This window comes from Paraglaciecola psychrophila 170, assembly GCF_000347635.1.
Classification (GTDB): Bacteria; Pseudomonadota; Gammaproteobacteria; order Enterobacterales; family Alteromonadaceae; genus Paraglaciecola; species Paraglaciecola psychrophila.
On the sequence record NC_020514.1, the window covers coordinates 4351995 to 4366278 of the forward strand.

Sequence of the window (14284 nt, forward strand, 5' to 3'; positions counted from 1 at the left end):
GAATGCCTCTAGTCTTACTCCTAATCTTGTATTATCTACTTGTCACTCATATAACACTCAGCACTTCTTGCGAAGCCACTTGGGCGTTGTATGGTTAAGCCTCACGGGCAATTAGTACAGGTTAGCTCAACGCATTGCTACGCTTCCACACCCTGCCTATCAACGTCGTAGTCTTCAACAACCCTTTAGGTACGTTAAACGTACAGGGATGACTCATCTTAGGGCTCGCTTCGCGCTTAGATGCTTTCAGCGCTTATCGATTCCGAACGTAGCTACCGGGCAATGCCTTTGGCAAAACAACCCGAACACCAGCGGTTCGTCCACTCCGGTCCTCTCGTACTAGGAGCAGCTCCCTTCAATCATCCAACGCCCACACCAGATAGGGACCGAACTGTCTCACGACGTTCTAAACCCAGCTCGCGTACCACTTTAAATGGCGAACAGCCATACCCTTGGGACCGACTTCAGCCCCAGGATGTGATGAGCCGACATCGAGGTGCCAAACACCGCCGTCGATATGAACTCTTGGGCGGTATCAGCCTGTTATCCCCGGAGTACCTTTTATCCGTTGAGCGATGGCCCTTCCATTCAGAACCACCGGATCACTATGACCTACTTTCGTACCTGCTCGACGTGTCTGTCTCGCAGTTAAGCTGGCTTATGCCATTGCACTAACCTCCTGATGTCCGACCAGGATTAGCCAACCTTCGTGCTCCTCCGTTACGCTTTGGGAGGAGACCGCCCCAGTCAAACTACCCACCAGACACTGTCCACAATCCCGATAAGGGACCTATGTTAGAACATCAAACCTACAAGGGTGGTATTTCAAGGTAGACTCCACACCATCTAGCGACAGTGCTTCAAAGTCTCCCACCTATCCTACACATGTAGGGTCAATGTTCAGTGCCAAGCTATAGTAAAGGTTCACGGGGTCTTTCCGTCTAGGTGCGGGTACACAGCATCTTCACTGCAATTTCAATTTCACTGAGTCTTGGGTGGAGACAGCGTGGCCATGATTACGCCATTCGTGCAGGTCGGAACTTACCCGACAAGGAATTTCGCTACCTTAGGACCGTTATAGTTACGGCCGCCGTTTACCGGGGCTTCGATCAAGAGCTTCTCCGAAGATAACCCCATCAATTAACCTTCCGGCACCGGGCAGGCGTCACACCGTATACGTCATCTTTCGATTTAGCACAGTGCTGTGTTTTTAATAAACAGTTCCAGCCACCTTTTCACTGCGGCCCCCATTCGCTCATGAAGCAAGTTCAATCACAAACAGAGGCGTACCTTCTCCCGAAGTTACGGTACGATTTTGCCGAGTTCCTTCACCCAAGTTCTCTCAAGCGCCTTAGTATTCTCTACCTGACCACCTGTGTCGGTTTGGGGTACGGTTCGATATATCATAAGTTTAGAGGCTTTTCCTGGAAGCATGGTATTTGCAACTTCAACTCCTTAGAGTCTCGTCTCGTGTCTCGAGCATGTAGTTTCCCGGATTTGCCTAAGAAACAACTCTACGCACTTTCACCTGGACAACCAACGCCAGGCTTGCATAACCTTCTCCGTCCCCCCTTCACTGATATACCAAGTACGGAAATATTAATCCGTTTCCCATCGACTACGCATTTCTGCCTCGCCTTAGGGGCCGACTTACCCTGCCCTGATTAGCATGGGACAGGAAACCTTGGTCTTCCGGCGGGGGAGTTTTTCACTCCCCTTATCGTTACTCATGTCAGCATTCGCACTTGTGATATGTCCAGCTCGCCTCTCAGCTCACCTTCAGCCACTTACACAACGCTCCCCTACCACGCAAAGTAAACTTTGCGTCCGCAGCTTCGGTATATTACTTAGCCCCGTTACATCTTCCGCGCAGGCCGACTCGACTAGTGAGCTATTACGCTTTCTTTAAAGGATGGCTGCTTCTAAGCCAACCTCCTAGCTGTCTTAGCCTTCCCACCTCGTTTCCCACTTAGTAATATTTAGGGACCTTAGCTGGCGGTCTGGGTTGTTTCCCTCTTCACGACGGACGTTAGCACCCGCCGTGTGTCTCCCGGATAGTACTCACAGGTATTCGGAGTTTGCAAAGGGTTGGTAAGTCGGGATGACCCCCTAGCCTTAACAGTGCTCTACCCCCTGTGGTATTCGTCCGAGGCGCTACCTAAATAGCTTTCGGGGAGAACCAGCTATCTCCGAGTTTGATTGGCCTTTCACCCCCAGCCACAAGTCATCCGCTAACTTTTCAACGTTAGTCGGTTCGGTCCTCCAGTTGATGTTACTCAACCTTCAACCTGCCCATGGCTAGATCACTCGGTTTCGGGTCTATACCTAGCAACTAAACGCGCAGTTAACACTCGCTTTCGCTACGGCTCCCCTATTCGGTTAACCTTGCTACTAAATATAAGTCGCTGACCCATTATACAAAAGGTACGCAGTCACAGAACAAGTCTGCTCCTACTGCTTGTACGTATACGGTTTCAGGTTCTATTTCACTCCCCTCACAGGGGTTCTTTTCGCCTTTCCCTCACGGTACTGGTTCACTATCGGTCAGTTAGGAGTATTTAGCCTTGGAGGATGGTCCCCCCATCTTCAGTCAAGATAACACGTGTCCCGACCTACTTAATATGGCAATAATGACGCTTCGTGTACGGGGCTATCACCCTGTATCGCTGTGCTTTCCAACACATTCCACTACTTCATTACTACTCGGCTGCTCCCCGTTCGCTCGCCGCTACTAGGGGAATCTCTGTTGATTTCTTTTCCTAAGGGTACTTAGATGTTTCAGTTCCCCTCGTTCGCTTCTTATAGCTATGTATTCACTATAAGATACCGCCGAAGCGGTGGGTTCCCCCATTCGGAAATCTGTGGGTCAAAGCATTTTGTCGGCTCTCCACAGCTTATCGCAGACTTACACGTCCTTCATCGCCTCTAACTGCCTAGGCATCCACCGTATACGCTTAGTCACTTAACCATACAACCCCAAATGACCTCTCTGTTACCTGAGTAACAGTGCGTTATTTGTCATCATCTCAGTAACGTCAGAGATAAATTCAAACAACTCGTCCACCCGCTCACCTTTTATTTGAGCGTTAGGTGCAACAACCGTCTAAACGGGTATTGCTGTCGTATGCGTGACAAGTTCTAATCACAAAATCAGATAGAGTAAGTTCCTAAGAACACTCTTTTAGTTTTCGATTACTTTTTATCAGCTTTCCATATTGTTAAAGAACATTGTGACCTGCGTTACACGCCGGCTACAATTAAGGTTTAAAAAACCTTAATCAATAAACACTGATTAGATATTATCTAATAGTACATATTGATTAAGGCTACTTAATCTTATGAGCAAATGATGTTCCACCTAAATGGTGGAGCCAAGCAGGATCGAACTGCTGACCTCCTGCGTGCAAGGCAGGCGCTCTCCCAGCTGAGCTATGGCCCCGCTTTATGCAGGCAATCTGTGATAATCACAAATTTGGTAGGCTTGGGCAGACTTGAACTGCCGACCTCACCCTTATCAGGGGTGCGCTCTAACCAGCTGAGCTACAAGCCTATTTCATGCTCTTGCTTGCGCAAAAACAAATAGTGACTTGTTACCCAAGCACTTCTTTTGCTCTTCTTATCAAAACAAAACAATCTGTGTGAACACTCAACGAAGCAAGGTCCGCCGTAATAGTAAGGAGGTGATCCAACCCCAGGTTCCCCTAGGGTTACCTTGTTACGACTTCACCCCAGTCATGAATCACAAAGTGGTAAGCGTCCTCCCGAAGGTTAGACTACCTACTTCTTTTGCAACCCACTCCCATGGTGTGACGGGCGGTGTGTACAAGGCCCGGGAACGTATTCACCGCAACATTCTGATTTGCGATTACTAGCGATTCCGACTTCATGGAGTCGAGTTGCAGACTCCAATCCGGACTACGACGAGCTTTAAGGGATCCGCTTACCCTCGCAGGTTTGCTTCCCTCTGTACTCGCCATTGTAGCACGTGTGTAGCCCTACTCGTAAGGGCCATGATGACTTGACGTCGTCCCCACCTTCCTCCGGTTTGTCACCGGCAGTCTCCTTAGAGTGCCCAACTTAAGGCTGGCAACTAAGGACAAGGGTTGCGCTCGTTGCGGGACTTAACCCAACATCTCACGACACGAGCTGACGACAGCCATGCAGCACCTGTATCTAGATTCCCGAAGGCACCAATTCATCTCTGAAAAGTTTCTAGTATGTCAAGAGTAGGTAAGGTTCTTCGCGTTGCATCGAATTAAACCACATGCTCCACCGCTTGTGCGGGCCCCCGTCAATTCATTTGAGTTTTAACCTTGCGGCCGTACTCCCCAGGCGGTCTACTTATCGCGTTAGCTTCGCTACCCACGGATTAAATCCACAAACAGCTAGTAGACAGCGTTTACGGTGTGGACTACCAGGGTATCTAATCCTGTTCGCTACCCACACTTTCGCACATGAGCGTCAGTCTTTGGCCAGGGAGTCGCCTTCGCCACTGATGTTCCTTCTGATATCTACGCATTTCACCGCTACACCAGAAATTCCACTCCCCTCTCCAAGACTCTAGTCTGCCAGTTCTAAATGCTATTCCCAGGTTGAGCCCGGGGCTTTCACATCTAGCTTAACAAACCGCCTGCGTGCGCTTTACGCCCAGTAATTCCGATTAACGCTCGGACCCTCCGTATTACCGCGGCTGCTGGCACGGAGTTAGCCGGTCCTTCTTCTGTTGCTAACGTCATACCTGCTGGGTATTAACCAACAAGCTTTCCTCACAACTGAAAGTGCTTTACAACCCGAAGGCCTTCTTCACACACGCGGCATGGCTGCATCAGAGTTTCCTCCATTGTGCAATATTCCCCACTGCTGCCTCCCGTAGGAGTCTGGGCCGTGTCTCAGTCCCAGTGTGGCTGATCTTCCTCTCAGAACAGCTAGAGATCGTCGCCTTGGTGAGCCTTTACCTCACCAACAAGCTAATCTCGCTTAGGCCACTCTTTGGGCGAGAGGAGCAAGCTCCCCCCTTTGGTCCGTAGACGTTATGCGGTATTAGCTATCGTTTCCAATAGTTATCCCCCACCCAAAGGCATGTTCCTAAGTATTACTCACCCGTCCGCCACTCGACATCATCTAGCAAGCTAGACATGTTTCCGTTCGACTTGCATGTGTTAGGCCTGCCGCCAGCGTTCAATCTGAGCCATGATCAAACTCTTCAATTAAATATTAAAAATATGAATTTTTTTTGGTGAACTCTCACTTCGTGAGTGTCCACACAGATTGTCTTGTTCTAATTGTTAAAGAGCATGCTAACTGCGTTAGCGGCTTAAGTGGTTGTCCGTAGACCCTCTTAAGCGGGAGGCGAATAATACGCGGTTCCCATTTGATGTCAACAATTTAATTGATTTTCTTTTCAACTAAACTTGCTACACCCCGCAGCAACTATACGTTTACCGTATAAGCAACAAACTGGTTTACCCTGTTTATTGCGAGTGACTCCGTTGTTTCCAACTCGTCTCCCCTGAAGCGAGGGCGCATTATAGACACAACAACTTTGCATGCAACCCCTAATTTATAATTATCGTTTAAGCGCTCATTAATCACACTAAATGTATAAATATCATTCAAATGTTAATATATTGAATCTTTTGCCGATATATCTGTCGTACTTACTCATATATAAAGAAGTGGTGTTAATAGTATGAACAAACTTGTTAGATTGGCTTTGCTCTATTGTTCCCTAGCACAAGTCTCCGGTGCATTTGGAATTGAAACAAAAAAGGTAACAAACCATACTGAACTAAGCCAAAAATTCTTACAGGTACAAATAGATCAAAATGTCACTATCGGTAGAGCTATTAAGACCATAGTAGGACATTATCCACAACAGGCAGCTTCAATTGTTAGTACAGCACTAGATTTATATCCCGATAAATATAAGGAAATTATTCATGCAGCTATATCAGCACAACCGACCTTAGCTGACGAAGTTGTTACTATGGCACTGAATAAAGGTATTAGTAGTTGCACGAGTATTGTTGAAACAGCAATCAATGCGGACCCAAGCTACATCGACTTTGTAGTAACCGCGGCTGCTCATTCCACACCTGAACAGTTATCTGAAATCGTGCGCATCGCAGTAATAACTGAACCAGATTCTGCAGACTATATTGTACAGTCACTTGCTAAGGCGCATCCGAGTAAGATTGTCGATATATTACAATCGGCTATAAGTGCAGTACCTTTTGTCGGTGAGTATGTGGTTGAAGCGTTGTTAGCTATTTTCCCTAACGATGCTGAAATAGTCATCACTACAGCAGTTCGTGAATCCGGTGCCCATAGAGAATATGTAAAGCGAATTATTCAAATAGCGCAAAACGCAGGCGTTGATTCAATGAAACTTGAAGTTTATGCAATCAATGGTGGAGCAACAACGGAGGAGATTTCTCAGGTTCTAGACGTAAAATAGATCATAAACTTTAGGTACAAAAAAGCCAGACGAAGTCTGGCTTTTTTATGTACTACTGATGATTCTTACGCTTCAGTTTCTTCAATCTCTACGACTGCTTCAACTTCAGGGCGATCAACTAATTCAACGTAGGCCATAGGTGCTTTATCACCAGTACGGAATCCACATTTCAAAATGCGAATATACCCACCAGGACGCTCTTCGTAGCGAGGACCTAGTTCGTTAAACAATTTACCAACAACTTCTTTGTCACCAGTACGTGCCATAGCCAAACGGCGATTAGCAACACTGTCTTGCTTGGCAAGTGTGATAAGAGGTTCAATTACGCGACGCAGTTCTTTCGCCTTTGGTAAAGTTGTTTTAATCAACTCGTGTTTAACCAAAGAACCAGCCATGTTTTTAAACATAGCTTGACGATGACTGCTGTTACGATTTAACTGACGACCACTTTTACGATGGCGCATAGTTCTATCCTTCTTTACAAATCAGGTTCGTAAAAACCTGATTAATCTTTTTCAGCGATTGACTCTGGTGGCCAGTTTTCTAAGCGCATGCCTAGAGAAAGTCCACGAGAAGCTAGCACATCTTTTATCTCAGTAAGAGACTTTTTACCCAAGTTAGGAGTCTTTAACAACTCTACTTCGGTGCGTTGTACTAGGTCACCAATATATTGAATGGCTTCGGCTTTCAAACAGTTAGCTGAACGTACAGTTAGCTCTAAATCATCAACAGGTCGAAGAAGAATCGGGTCAAATTCCGGTTTCTCTTCTTTTTCAACTGGCTCAGATATATCACGAAGTTCAACGAATGCGTCTAATTGTTCAGCTAAAATTGTAGCTGCACGACGTATCGCTTCTTCCGGATCAATTGTGCCATTTGTTTCCATATCAATGATCAACTTATCAAGGTCGGTTCTTTGCTCTACTCGAGCAGACTCAACATTGTAAGATATACGATCAACTGGGCTAAATGAAGCATCCACTAATAAACGACCAATAGGTCGATCATCTTCTTCTGAAGAGCGGCGAGTTGACGCAGGAACATAACCTCGACCCATTTCTACTTTGATACGCATGCTGAGTTCAGCTTCGCCAGTCAAAGTACAAATTAAAAGGTCAGGGTTAACAATTTCCACATCTCCATCATGCTGGATATCACCAGCTAAAACTGGTCCCGCACCGGATTTCACTAGAGTTAGTGTTGCTTCAGTTTTGCCTTCAAGACGCACGGCCAAACCTTTTAGGTTAAGCAATATTTCAATAACGTCTTCTTGTACGCCTTCTTTGGTGCTGTATTCATGCAACACACCATCGATTTCGACTTCAGTTACAGCACATCCTGGCATTGAAGACAATAAGATGCGACGTAACGCGTTACCTAGCGTATGGCCAAACCCACGTTCTAAAGGTTCAAGTGTGACCTTTGCGCGAGTTGACGAGACGTTATCAATTTCAACTAATCTTGGTTTTAAGAATTCAGTTACAGAACCCGACATTGTTTCCTCTCTTCTTTCAGCTTTACTTAGAGTAAAGTTCGACAATCAACTGTTCGTTAATATCAGCAGACAAGTCAGTTCTTTCAGGAACACGTTTAAATGTGCCTTCCATCTTCTTGTTATCTACTTCAATCCAAGTTGGTTTTTCACGCTGATCTGCTAGTTCCAATGCAGCAACGATACGCGCTTGCTTTTTCGCTTTCTCACGAACGGACACAACATCATCAGCAGAAACGTTAAAAGAAGGAACGTTAACAACTTTACCGTTAACCAAAATGGCTTTATGGCTAACTAATTGACGTGCTTCAGCACGAGTACTAGCGAAACCTATACGGTATACAACATTGTCTAGACGCTGCTCCAAAAGCTGTAACAAGTTTTCACCTGTATTGCCTTTTAAGCGTGCTGCTTCTTTATAGTAATTGCGGAATTGCTTTTCCAATACACCGTACATACGACGTACTTTTTGCTTTTCACGTAACTGAACACCGTAATCAGACAAGCGGCCACGACGGGCTCCATGTTGACCAGGTGCTGTATCAATTTTACATTTAGATTCGATTGCTCGAACGCCGCTTTTAAGGAATAAATCTGTTCCTTCGCGACGGCTAAGTTTGAGTTTTGGACCCAAATATCTTGCCATGATCTTTCTCCAACTGTCCGTCGATTAAACGCGACGTTTTTTCGGTGGACGACAACCGTTGTGAGGAATAGGTGTCACATCGGTAATATTAGTGATTTTATAACCAGCAGCGTTCAAAGCACGAATCGCAGATTCACGACCTGGACCTGGGCCCTTAACGAACACTTCTATGTTTTTCAAACCGTAATCCTGAGCGGCTGTACCAGCGCGTTCAGCAGCTACTTGAGCAGCAAATGGAGTAGATTTACGTGAACCACGGAAACCAGAACCACCTGACGTTGCCCATGACAGAGCATTGCCCTGACGGTCAGTAATAGTCACTATTGTATTGTTGAAAGAGGCATGAATATGAGCCATACCATCAGCAACTTGACGTTTTACGCGCTTACGCGTTTTGGTTGGTGCTTTAGCCATAATATCCCCCGCTTATCGTTTTATTGCTTTGCGAGGACCTTTACGGGTTCGCGCATTAGTTTTAGTGCGCTGACCACGTAGAGGAAGACTACGACGATGGCGAATACCACGGTAGCAACCTAAGTCCATCAAACGTTTGATACTCATTGATACTTCACGACGAAGGTCACCCTCGACCGTGAACTTTGCAACTTCTTCACGAAGCTTATCAATCTGTTCTTCATCAAGATCTTTAATCTTGGTTGTCTCTGCAACACCAGCTGCTACACAAATGCTTTTGGCACGTGTGGAGCCGACACCGTAGATTGCTGATAATGCAATTACAGTATGCTTGTGCTCAGGGATGTTAATGCCAGCGATACGGGCCATTAACAGTACTCCTTATAATTTATAGTCATTAGCCTAAAAAGCCCGATAGGATACTTACCCAATAACTAAATTGCAAATAAGGATTGAGGCGCTAGTGTATCTAGACGACCCTCAACCCAGTCGATTAACCTTGCCTTTGCTTATGCTTTAGGTCAGAACTGCAAATCACACGCACAACACCGTTGCGCTTAACGATTTTACAGTTACGGCAAATCCGCTTCACGGATGCACGAACTTTCATAACATCACTCCGTAATTCGCTAACTTAGCGGCCATAGCCTTTAAGATTAGCTTTTTTAAGAACAGACTCATATTGATTAGACATCAAATGGGTCTGTACCTGCGCCATGAAATCCATGATTACCACTACCATAATCAGCAGCGATGTACCGCCAAAGTAGAACGGAACGTTCCAGGCAATTAACATGAACTCAGGCACTAAACATATAAAGGTTATGTAAAGTGCACCTGCCAAGGTAAGGCGTGTCATCACTTTATCAACATATTTAGATGTTTGCTCACCAGGACGTATACCAGGAACAAAAGCTCCTGACTTCTTCAAATTATCTGCCGTTTCGCGAGGGTTAAAAACCAACGCAGTATAGAAGAAACAAAAGAAGATAATCGTCGCAGCGTACAACATCACATACAAAGGTTGCCCAGGGGACAACTGAAGCGCCACATCTTGTAACCAAGATAGTGACTCATTCTGACCAAACCAATTTGCAATTGTGCCTGGGAACAAAATAATACTTGATGCAAAGATAGGAGGAATTACACCTGCCATATTCACTTTTAAAGGTAAATGCGTGCTTTGTGCAGCGAATACCTTGCGACCTTGTTGACGTTTAGCATAATTAACAACGATACGTCGTTGACCACGCTCTACGAATACAACAAAGTAAGTGACGGCGATTATAATGACACCCACTAACATTAAGAACAATAAGTTCAATTCACCTTGTCTGGCTTGCTCAGCAACATTACCTAATGCTGACGGCAAACCTGATACAATACCGGCAAAAATCAGAATAGAAATACCGTTACCGATACCTCTCTCTGTAATTTGTTCGCCTAACCACATGAGGAACATAGTTCCTGTGACTAAGCTTATCCATGCTGTAAAGTAAAAACCGAAGCCGGGATTAATCACTAGACCTTGTATAAGGTTTGGTAGATTTGTCGCGATTCCAACTGCTTGGAAAGACGCCAATACCAACGTAAAGTAACGTGTGTATTGACTAATTTTACGACGTCCAGCTTCACCTTCCTTTTTAAGCTCCATCATCGGCGGATGCATATGTGACATCAACTGAATAATAATGGAAGCTGTAATATAAGGCATGATGCCTAGGGCTAGAACTGACGCGCGTTCAAGAGCACCACCGGAGAACATGTTAAACATCTCCACGATTGTGCCTTTCTGTTGCTCAAATAATTGAGCTAACACCGCAGCGTCAATACCAGGAATAGGTACATAAGAACCCAACCTAAAAACTATGATCGCACCAAGTACGAACAACAATCTTGATTTAAGCTCGCTCAATCCGCCTTTGGCGCTTGAATCCTGTCCTGGTTTAGCCATCTAGCCTATTCCTCTACTTTACCGCCAGCCGCCTTGATTGACTCAAGAGCGCCTTTTGATACCTTTAAACCACTAATCGTAACGGCGCGTGAAATGTCACCACTTTTCATTACTTTAACGAACAACATTTCTTTCTTAACAAGACCTGCTGCTTTTAAAGTTTCAAGTGATACCACATCACCCTCTACCTTGGCGATTTCACTTAACGTAACTTGGTCAGAAACCAAAGATTTACGTGAAGTAAAACCGAACTTAGGTAGACGACGTTGGATTGGCATTTGCCCGCCTTCAAAACCAGGTTTTACCGAACCGCCTGAGCGAGACTTTTGACCTTTGTGACCACGGCCACCAGTTTTTCCAAGACCAGAGCCCATACCACGACCCACACGTTTACCAGAATTTTTCGCTCCAGGTGCAGGAGCAAGAGTATTCAAATGCATCTTTTACTCCTCCACTACTTCAACCATGTAAAATACACGGTTGATCATGCCACGGACAGAAGGGGTGTCTTCTAGCTCACGAATATGACCTATTCGACGAAGACCTAAACCAGTAAGCGTGGCTTTATGCTTAGGTAAACGACCAATAGAACTTTTTGTTTGCTTTACTTTAATCATTTTAGTCATGATCAATTACCCCAAAATCTGCGATACAGACAATCCACGCTTAGCGGCAACTGACTCAGGCGAATTCATTTCTGTCAACGCATTGATAGTTGCACGCACAACGTTAATTGGATTGGTAGATCCGTAACATTTTGAAAGTACGTTTTGTACACCCGAAACTTCAAGGACTGCACGCATTGCACCACCGGCAATAATACCAGTACCTTCAGATGCTGGTTGCATGTAAACCTTAGAGCCTGAGTGACGGCCTTTTATTGGGTGTTGTAACGTGTTGCCATTAAGATCAACATTCACAATATTGCGACGTGCTTTCTCCATAGCTTTTTGAATTGCAGCAGGCACTTCACGTGCTTTACCGTAACCAAAACCTACACGGCCGTTACCGTCACCAACTACTGTCAAAGCAGTAAAACTAAAGATGCGACCACCTTTAACTACTTTAGACACACGGTTGACGGCAATTAGCTTTTCTAACAGATCACCACCGTTTTGAACTTCTACTTTAGCCATAATTAACTCCTAGAACTGAAGACCAGCTTCGCGAGCTGCGTCAGCTAATGCTTTAACTCGACCGTGATACTTGAATCCACTACGGTCAAAAGCAACTTTTTTGATGCCTTTTTCGATAGCGCGTTCTGCGATCGCTTTGCCAATAGCCGCTGCTGCTGCTGAGTTACCAGTGCCTTTAAGGCTACTAGCTAGTTCAGTTTCAACTGTTGAAGCCGACGCCAATACTTCACAACCGCTAGGTGCGATTAACTGAGCGTATATGTGACGCGGTGTGCGGTTAACAACCAAGCGATGCGCGGCCAATTCACTAATTTTTTTGCGTGCACGAGTAGCGCGACGCAAACGAGCTGATTTTTTATCCATCGTACCGACTCCTTATTTCTTCTTAGCTTCTTTACGACGCACAACTTCATCTGCGTAACGAACACCTTTGCCTTTATAAGGCTCTGGCGGACGATATGCGCGAATGTTAGCTGCAACCTGACCTATCAACTGTTTATCAACGCCTTTGACGATAATTTCAGTTTGACTAGGAGTTTCAACCGAAACACCCTCAGGCATTTCGTATGCTACAGGGTGTGAAAAACCCAGAGTCAAATTCAGTTTTGTACCTTGAGCTTGCGCTCGGTAACCAACACCATTCAACAATAATTTCTTCTCAAAACCTTGAGATACACCTAGAATCATATTGTTTAACAAAGAGCGAGCTGTACCGGATTGAGCCCAACCATTTGCTTTACCTTCACGAGGTTTAGCCATTAGTTGGTTTTCTTCCTGTACTACTTCAACTGCATCATTAAATACACGAACTAGCGTACCGTTTTTACCTTTAACTGTGACTTCTTGACCAGCAATAGATATTTCTACACCAGATAAGATATCAACAGGAGCTTTTGCTATACGTGACATTTTATTCCCCTTACGCTACGTAGCCGATGATTTCACCACCCATGCCCGCTTTACGCGCTGCACGGTCAGTCATCACACCTTTAGAGGTCGACACGATAGCCACACCTAAACCACCCATTACTTTTGGCAACTCATCTTTTTTCTTGTAGATGCGAAGACCAGGGCGACTTACGCGCTCAATGCTCTCGATTACTTTTTTGCCTTCGAAGTACTTTAACGTTACTTCTAATACCGGCTTGACGTCACCAGAAACTGCGAACTCTGTTACATAACCTTCTTCTTTTAGTACGCCTGCAATAGCAACACGAACTTTAGACGAAGGCATAGAGACAGAAACTTTGCTAGCCATCTGGCCATTACGTACGCGGGTAAACATATCCGCGATAGGATCTTGCATACTCATATCAGCTACCCCTTACCAACTGGCTTTTTTCAAGCCAGGCACTTCACCGCGCATAGCTGCTTCACGCAACTTGATACGACTCATGCCAAACTTGCGTAGGAAACCATGTGGACGACCTGTAATGTTGCAGCGATTACGCTTACGACTTACAGATGAGTCACGTGGCAGTTGTTGTAGCTTAAGAACAGCGTCCCAACGTTCTTCGTCAGAAGAGTTGACATCGCTGATAGTTGCTTTAAGCGCTGCGCGTTTTACCGCGAACTTAACAACTAGCTTCGCACGTTTTACTTCGCGCGCTTTCATTGATTCTTTTGCCATAACCCTAACCTTACTTTTTAAACGGGAAGTTAAACGCGCTTAATAAAGCGTGTGCTTCCGCATCGGTTTGTGCGCTGGTAGTGATAGTGATATCCATACCGCGTATCTTATCCACTTTATCGAATTCGATTTCAGGGAAGATAATTTGCTCACGAACGCCCATGCTAAAGTTACCGCGACCATCGAATGACTTAGGATTTAAGCCACGAAAATCTCGGATACGCGGAATTGCTATTGAAACTAAACGTTCAAAGAATTCCCACATACGTTCACCACGTAGGGTTACTTTACAGCCAATCGGATAACCTTCACGGATTTTAAAACCCGCTACAGACTTGCGAGCAACAGTTACAATAGGCTTTTGACCAGCAATCGCTTGCATCTCAGCCGTGGCATTTTCTAATACCTTTTTGTCTGCTACCGCTTCACCTAAACCCATGTTTAGTGTGATTTTATCAATCCGAGGGACTTGCATGACGCTTTTGTAGTTGAACTGCTTAGCAAGTTCCGCTACAACTGAGTCTTTGTAAAAATCATGCAGTTTCGCCATCGTAC

Annotated in this window: 16 protein-coding genes, 2 tRNA genes and 2 rRNA genes; 1 reads left to right on the top strand and 19 read right to left on the bottom strand. The window is 45.3% G+C overall.

The window, feature by feature from the left end; genetic code table 11:
- Positions 1-90: 90 nt before the first annotated feature.
- The 4 genes from C427_RS18990 to C427_RS19005 form a co-directional block, all read right to left on the bottom strand.
- Positions 91-2968: ribosomal RNA gene (locus C427_RS18990) — 23S ribosomal RNA — on the bottom strand.
- Between the two features lie 395 nt (positions 2969-3363).
- Positions 3364-3439 (bottom strand) — tRNA-Ala (locus C427_RS18995).
- Positions 3440-3473: 34 nt separating this feature from the next.
- Positions 3474-3550 (bottom strand) — tRNA-Ile (locus C427_RS19000).
- Positions 3551-3673: 123 nt separating this feature from the next.
- Positions 3674-5210, bottom strand: a 16S ribosomal RNA gene (locus C427_RS19005).
- The 16S and 23S rRNA genes sit together here with 2 tRNA genes alongside, the layout of an rRNA operon.
- A gap of 479 nt (positions 5211-5689) precedes the next feature.
- Between C427_RS19005 and C427_RS19010 the strand changes: the two genes are divergently transcribed.
- Positions 5690-6457 (top strand): hypothetical protein, encoded by a 768-nt coding sequence (locus tag C427_RS19010; RefSeq protein WP_007634236.1) that lies wholly within the window; start codon positions 5690-5692, stop codon positions 6455-6457.
- Positions 6458-6522: 65 nt separating this feature from the next.
- On the opposite strand, the gene rplQ is transcribed toward C427_RS19010, so the two are convergent.
- The 15 genes from rplQ to rplE all read right to left on the bottom strand — a co-directional run bounded on the left by rplQ (position 6523) and on the right by rplE (position 14279).
- Positions 6523-6921 carry a 50S ribosomal protein L17 gene (gene rplQ / locus C427_RS19015; RefSeq protein WP_007634239.1) on the bottom strand — a complete coding sequence of 133 codons (399 nt, stop codon included), beginning with the start codon at positions 6919-6921 and terminating at the stop codon, positions 6523-6525.
- Between the two features lie 41 nt (positions 6922-6962).
- Positions 6963-7952, bottom strand: coding sequence for a DNA-directed RNA polymerase subunit alpha (locus C427_RS19020; protein WP_007634240.1), 990 nt, complete (start codon positions 7950-7952; stop codon positions 6963-6965).
- Between the two features lie 22 nt (positions 7953-7974).
- On the bottom strand, positions 7975-8595 hold the full coding sequence (gene rpsD / locus C427_RS19025; protein ID WP_007634242.1) for a 30S ribosomal protein S4: 621 nt from the start codon (positions 8593-8595) through the stop codon (positions 7975-7977).
- A 24-nt stretch (positions 8596-8619) separates the two neighbouring features.
- Entirely contained in the window at positions 8620-9009 is a 390-nt protein-coding gene (gene rpsK / locus C427_RS19030; RefSeq protein WP_007625676.1) for a 30S ribosomal protein S11, read from the bottom strand.
- Between the two features lie 12 nt (positions 9010-9021).
- Positions 9022-9378 carry a 30S ribosomal protein S13 gene (rpsM, locus tag C427_RS19035; protein ID WP_007634245.1) on the bottom strand — a complete coding sequence of 119 codons (357 nt, stop codon included), beginning with the start codon at positions 9376-9378 and terminating at the stop codon, positions 9022-9024.
- A gap of 124 nt (positions 9379-9502) precedes the next feature.
- Positions 9503-9619 (bottom strand): 50S ribosomal protein L36, encoded by a 117-nt coding sequence (gene rpmJ, locus C427_RS25185; protein WP_081588951.1) that lies wholly within the window; start codon positions 9617-9619, stop codon positions 9503-9505.
- A gap of 24 nt (positions 9620-9643) precedes the next feature.
- Positions 9644-10963, bottom strand: coding sequence for a preprotein translocase subunit SecY (gene secY / locus C427_RS19040; RefSeq protein ID WP_007625681.1), 1320 nt, complete (start codon positions 10961-10963; stop codon positions 9644-9646).
- A 5-nt stretch (positions 10964-10968) separates the two neighbouring features.
- Entirely contained in the window at positions 10969-11403 is a 435-nt protein-coding gene (gene rplO, locus C427_RS19045) for a 50S ribosomal protein L15 (RefSeq protein ID WP_007634246.1), read from the bottom strand.
- A 3-nt stretch (positions 11404-11406) separates the two neighbouring features.
- On the bottom strand, positions 11407-11592 hold the full coding sequence (gene rpmD / locus C427_RS19050; protein WP_187292429.1) for a 50S ribosomal protein L30: 186 nt from the start codon (positions 11590-11592) through the stop codon (positions 11407-11409).
- A gap of 3 nt (positions 11593-11595) precedes the next feature.
- Positions 11596-12099: a 30S ribosomal protein S5 gene (gene rpsE, locus C427_RS19055; protein WP_007634249.1), complete on the bottom strand. Its 504-nt coding sequence runs from the start codon at positions 12097-12099 to the stop codon at positions 11596-11598.
- 9 nt (positions 12100-12108) lie between these two features.
- A complete protein-coding gene (rplR, locus tag C427_RS19060; protein WP_007634250.1) occupies positions 12109-12462 on the bottom strand; it encodes a 50S ribosomal protein L18 in 354 nt (117 codons plus the stop codon).
- 12 nt (positions 12463-12474) lie between these two features.
- Positions 12475-13008, bottom strand: coding sequence for a 50S ribosomal protein L6 (gene rplF, locus C427_RS19065; protein ID WP_007634253.1), 534 nt, complete (start codon positions 13006-13008; stop codon positions 12475-12477).
- Between the two features lie 10 nt (positions 13009-13018).
- A complete protein-coding gene (gene rpsH, locus C427_RS19070; RefSeq protein WP_007634255.1) occupies positions 13019-13411 on the bottom strand; it encodes a 30S ribosomal protein S8 in 393 nt (130 codons plus the stop codon).
- 12 nt (positions 13412-13423) lie between these two features.
- A complete protein-coding gene (gene rpsN / locus C427_RS19075) occupies positions 13424-13729 on the bottom strand; it encodes a 30S ribosomal protein S14 (RefSeq protein WP_007625692.1) in 306 nt (101 codons plus the stop codon).
- 10 nt (positions 13730-13739) lie between these two features.
- Entirely contained in the window at positions 13740-14279 is a 540-nt protein-coding gene (rplE, locus tag C427_RS19080) for a 50S ribosomal protein L5 (RefSeq protein ID WP_007639987.1), read from the bottom strand.
- Positions 14280-14284: the final 5 nt, after the last annotated feature.

Excerpts from the sequence above, each read along its gene's own strand:
- C427_RS19010 (WP_007634236.1), top strand. The coding sequence starts at position 5,690 with ATGAACAAACTTGTTAGATTGGCTTTGCTCTATTGTTCCCTAGCACAA.
- rplQ (WP_007634239.1), bottom strand. The coding sequence starts at position 6,921 with ATGCGCCATCGTAAAAGTGGTCGTCAGTTAAATCGTAACAGCAGTCAT.
- C427_RS19020 (WP_007634240.1), bottom strand. The coding sequence starts at position 7,952 with ATGTCGGGTTCTGTAACTGAATTCTTAAAACCAAGATTAGTTGAAATT.
- rpsD (WP_007634242.1), bottom strand. The coding sequence starts at position 8,595 with ATGGCAAGATATTTGGGTCCAAAACTCAAACTTAGCCGTCGCGAAGGA.
- rpsK (WP_007625676.1), bottom strand. The coding sequence starts at position 9,009 with ATGGCTAAAGCACCAACCAAAACGCGTAAGCGCGTAAAACGTCAAGTT.
- rpsM (WP_007634245.1), bottom strand. The coding sequence starts at position 9,378 with ATGGCCCGTATCGCTGGCATTAACATCCCTGAGCACAAGCATACTGTA.
- rpmJ (WP_081588951.1), bottom strand. The coding sequence starts at position 9,619 with ATGAAAGTTCGTGCATCCGTGAAGCGGATTTGCCGTAACTGTAAAATC.
- secY (WP_007625681.1), bottom strand. The coding sequence starts at position 10,963 with ATGGCTAAACCAGGACAGGATTCAAGCGCCAAAGGCGGATTGAGCGAG.
- rplO (WP_007634246.1), bottom strand. The coding sequence starts at position 11,403 with ATGCATTTGAATACTCTTGCTCCTGCACCTGGAGCGAAAAATTCTGGT.
- rpsE (WP_007634249.1), bottom strand. The coding sequence starts at position 12,099 with ATGGCTAAAGTAGAAGTTCAAAACGGTGGTGATCTGTTAGAAAAGCTA.
- rplR (WP_007634250.1), bottom strand. The coding sequence starts at position 12,462 with ATGGATAAAAAATCAGCTCGTTTGCGTCGCGCTACTCGTGCACGCAAA.
- rplF (WP_007634253.1), bottom strand. The coding sequence starts at position 13,008 with ATGTCACGTATAGCAAAAGCTCCTGTTGATATCTTATCTGGTGTAGAA.
- rpsH (WP_007634255.1), bottom strand. The coding sequence starts at position 13,411 with ATGAGTATGCAAGATCCTATCGCGGATATGTTTACCCGCGTACGTAAT.
- rpsN (WP_007625692.1), bottom strand. The coding sequence starts at position 13,729 with ATGGCAAAAGAATCAATGAAAGCGCGCGAAGTAAAACGTGCGAAGCTA.
- rplE (WP_007639987.1), bottom strand. The coding sequence starts at position 14,279 with ATGGCGAAACTGCATGATTTTTACAAAGACTCAGTTGTAGCGGAACTT.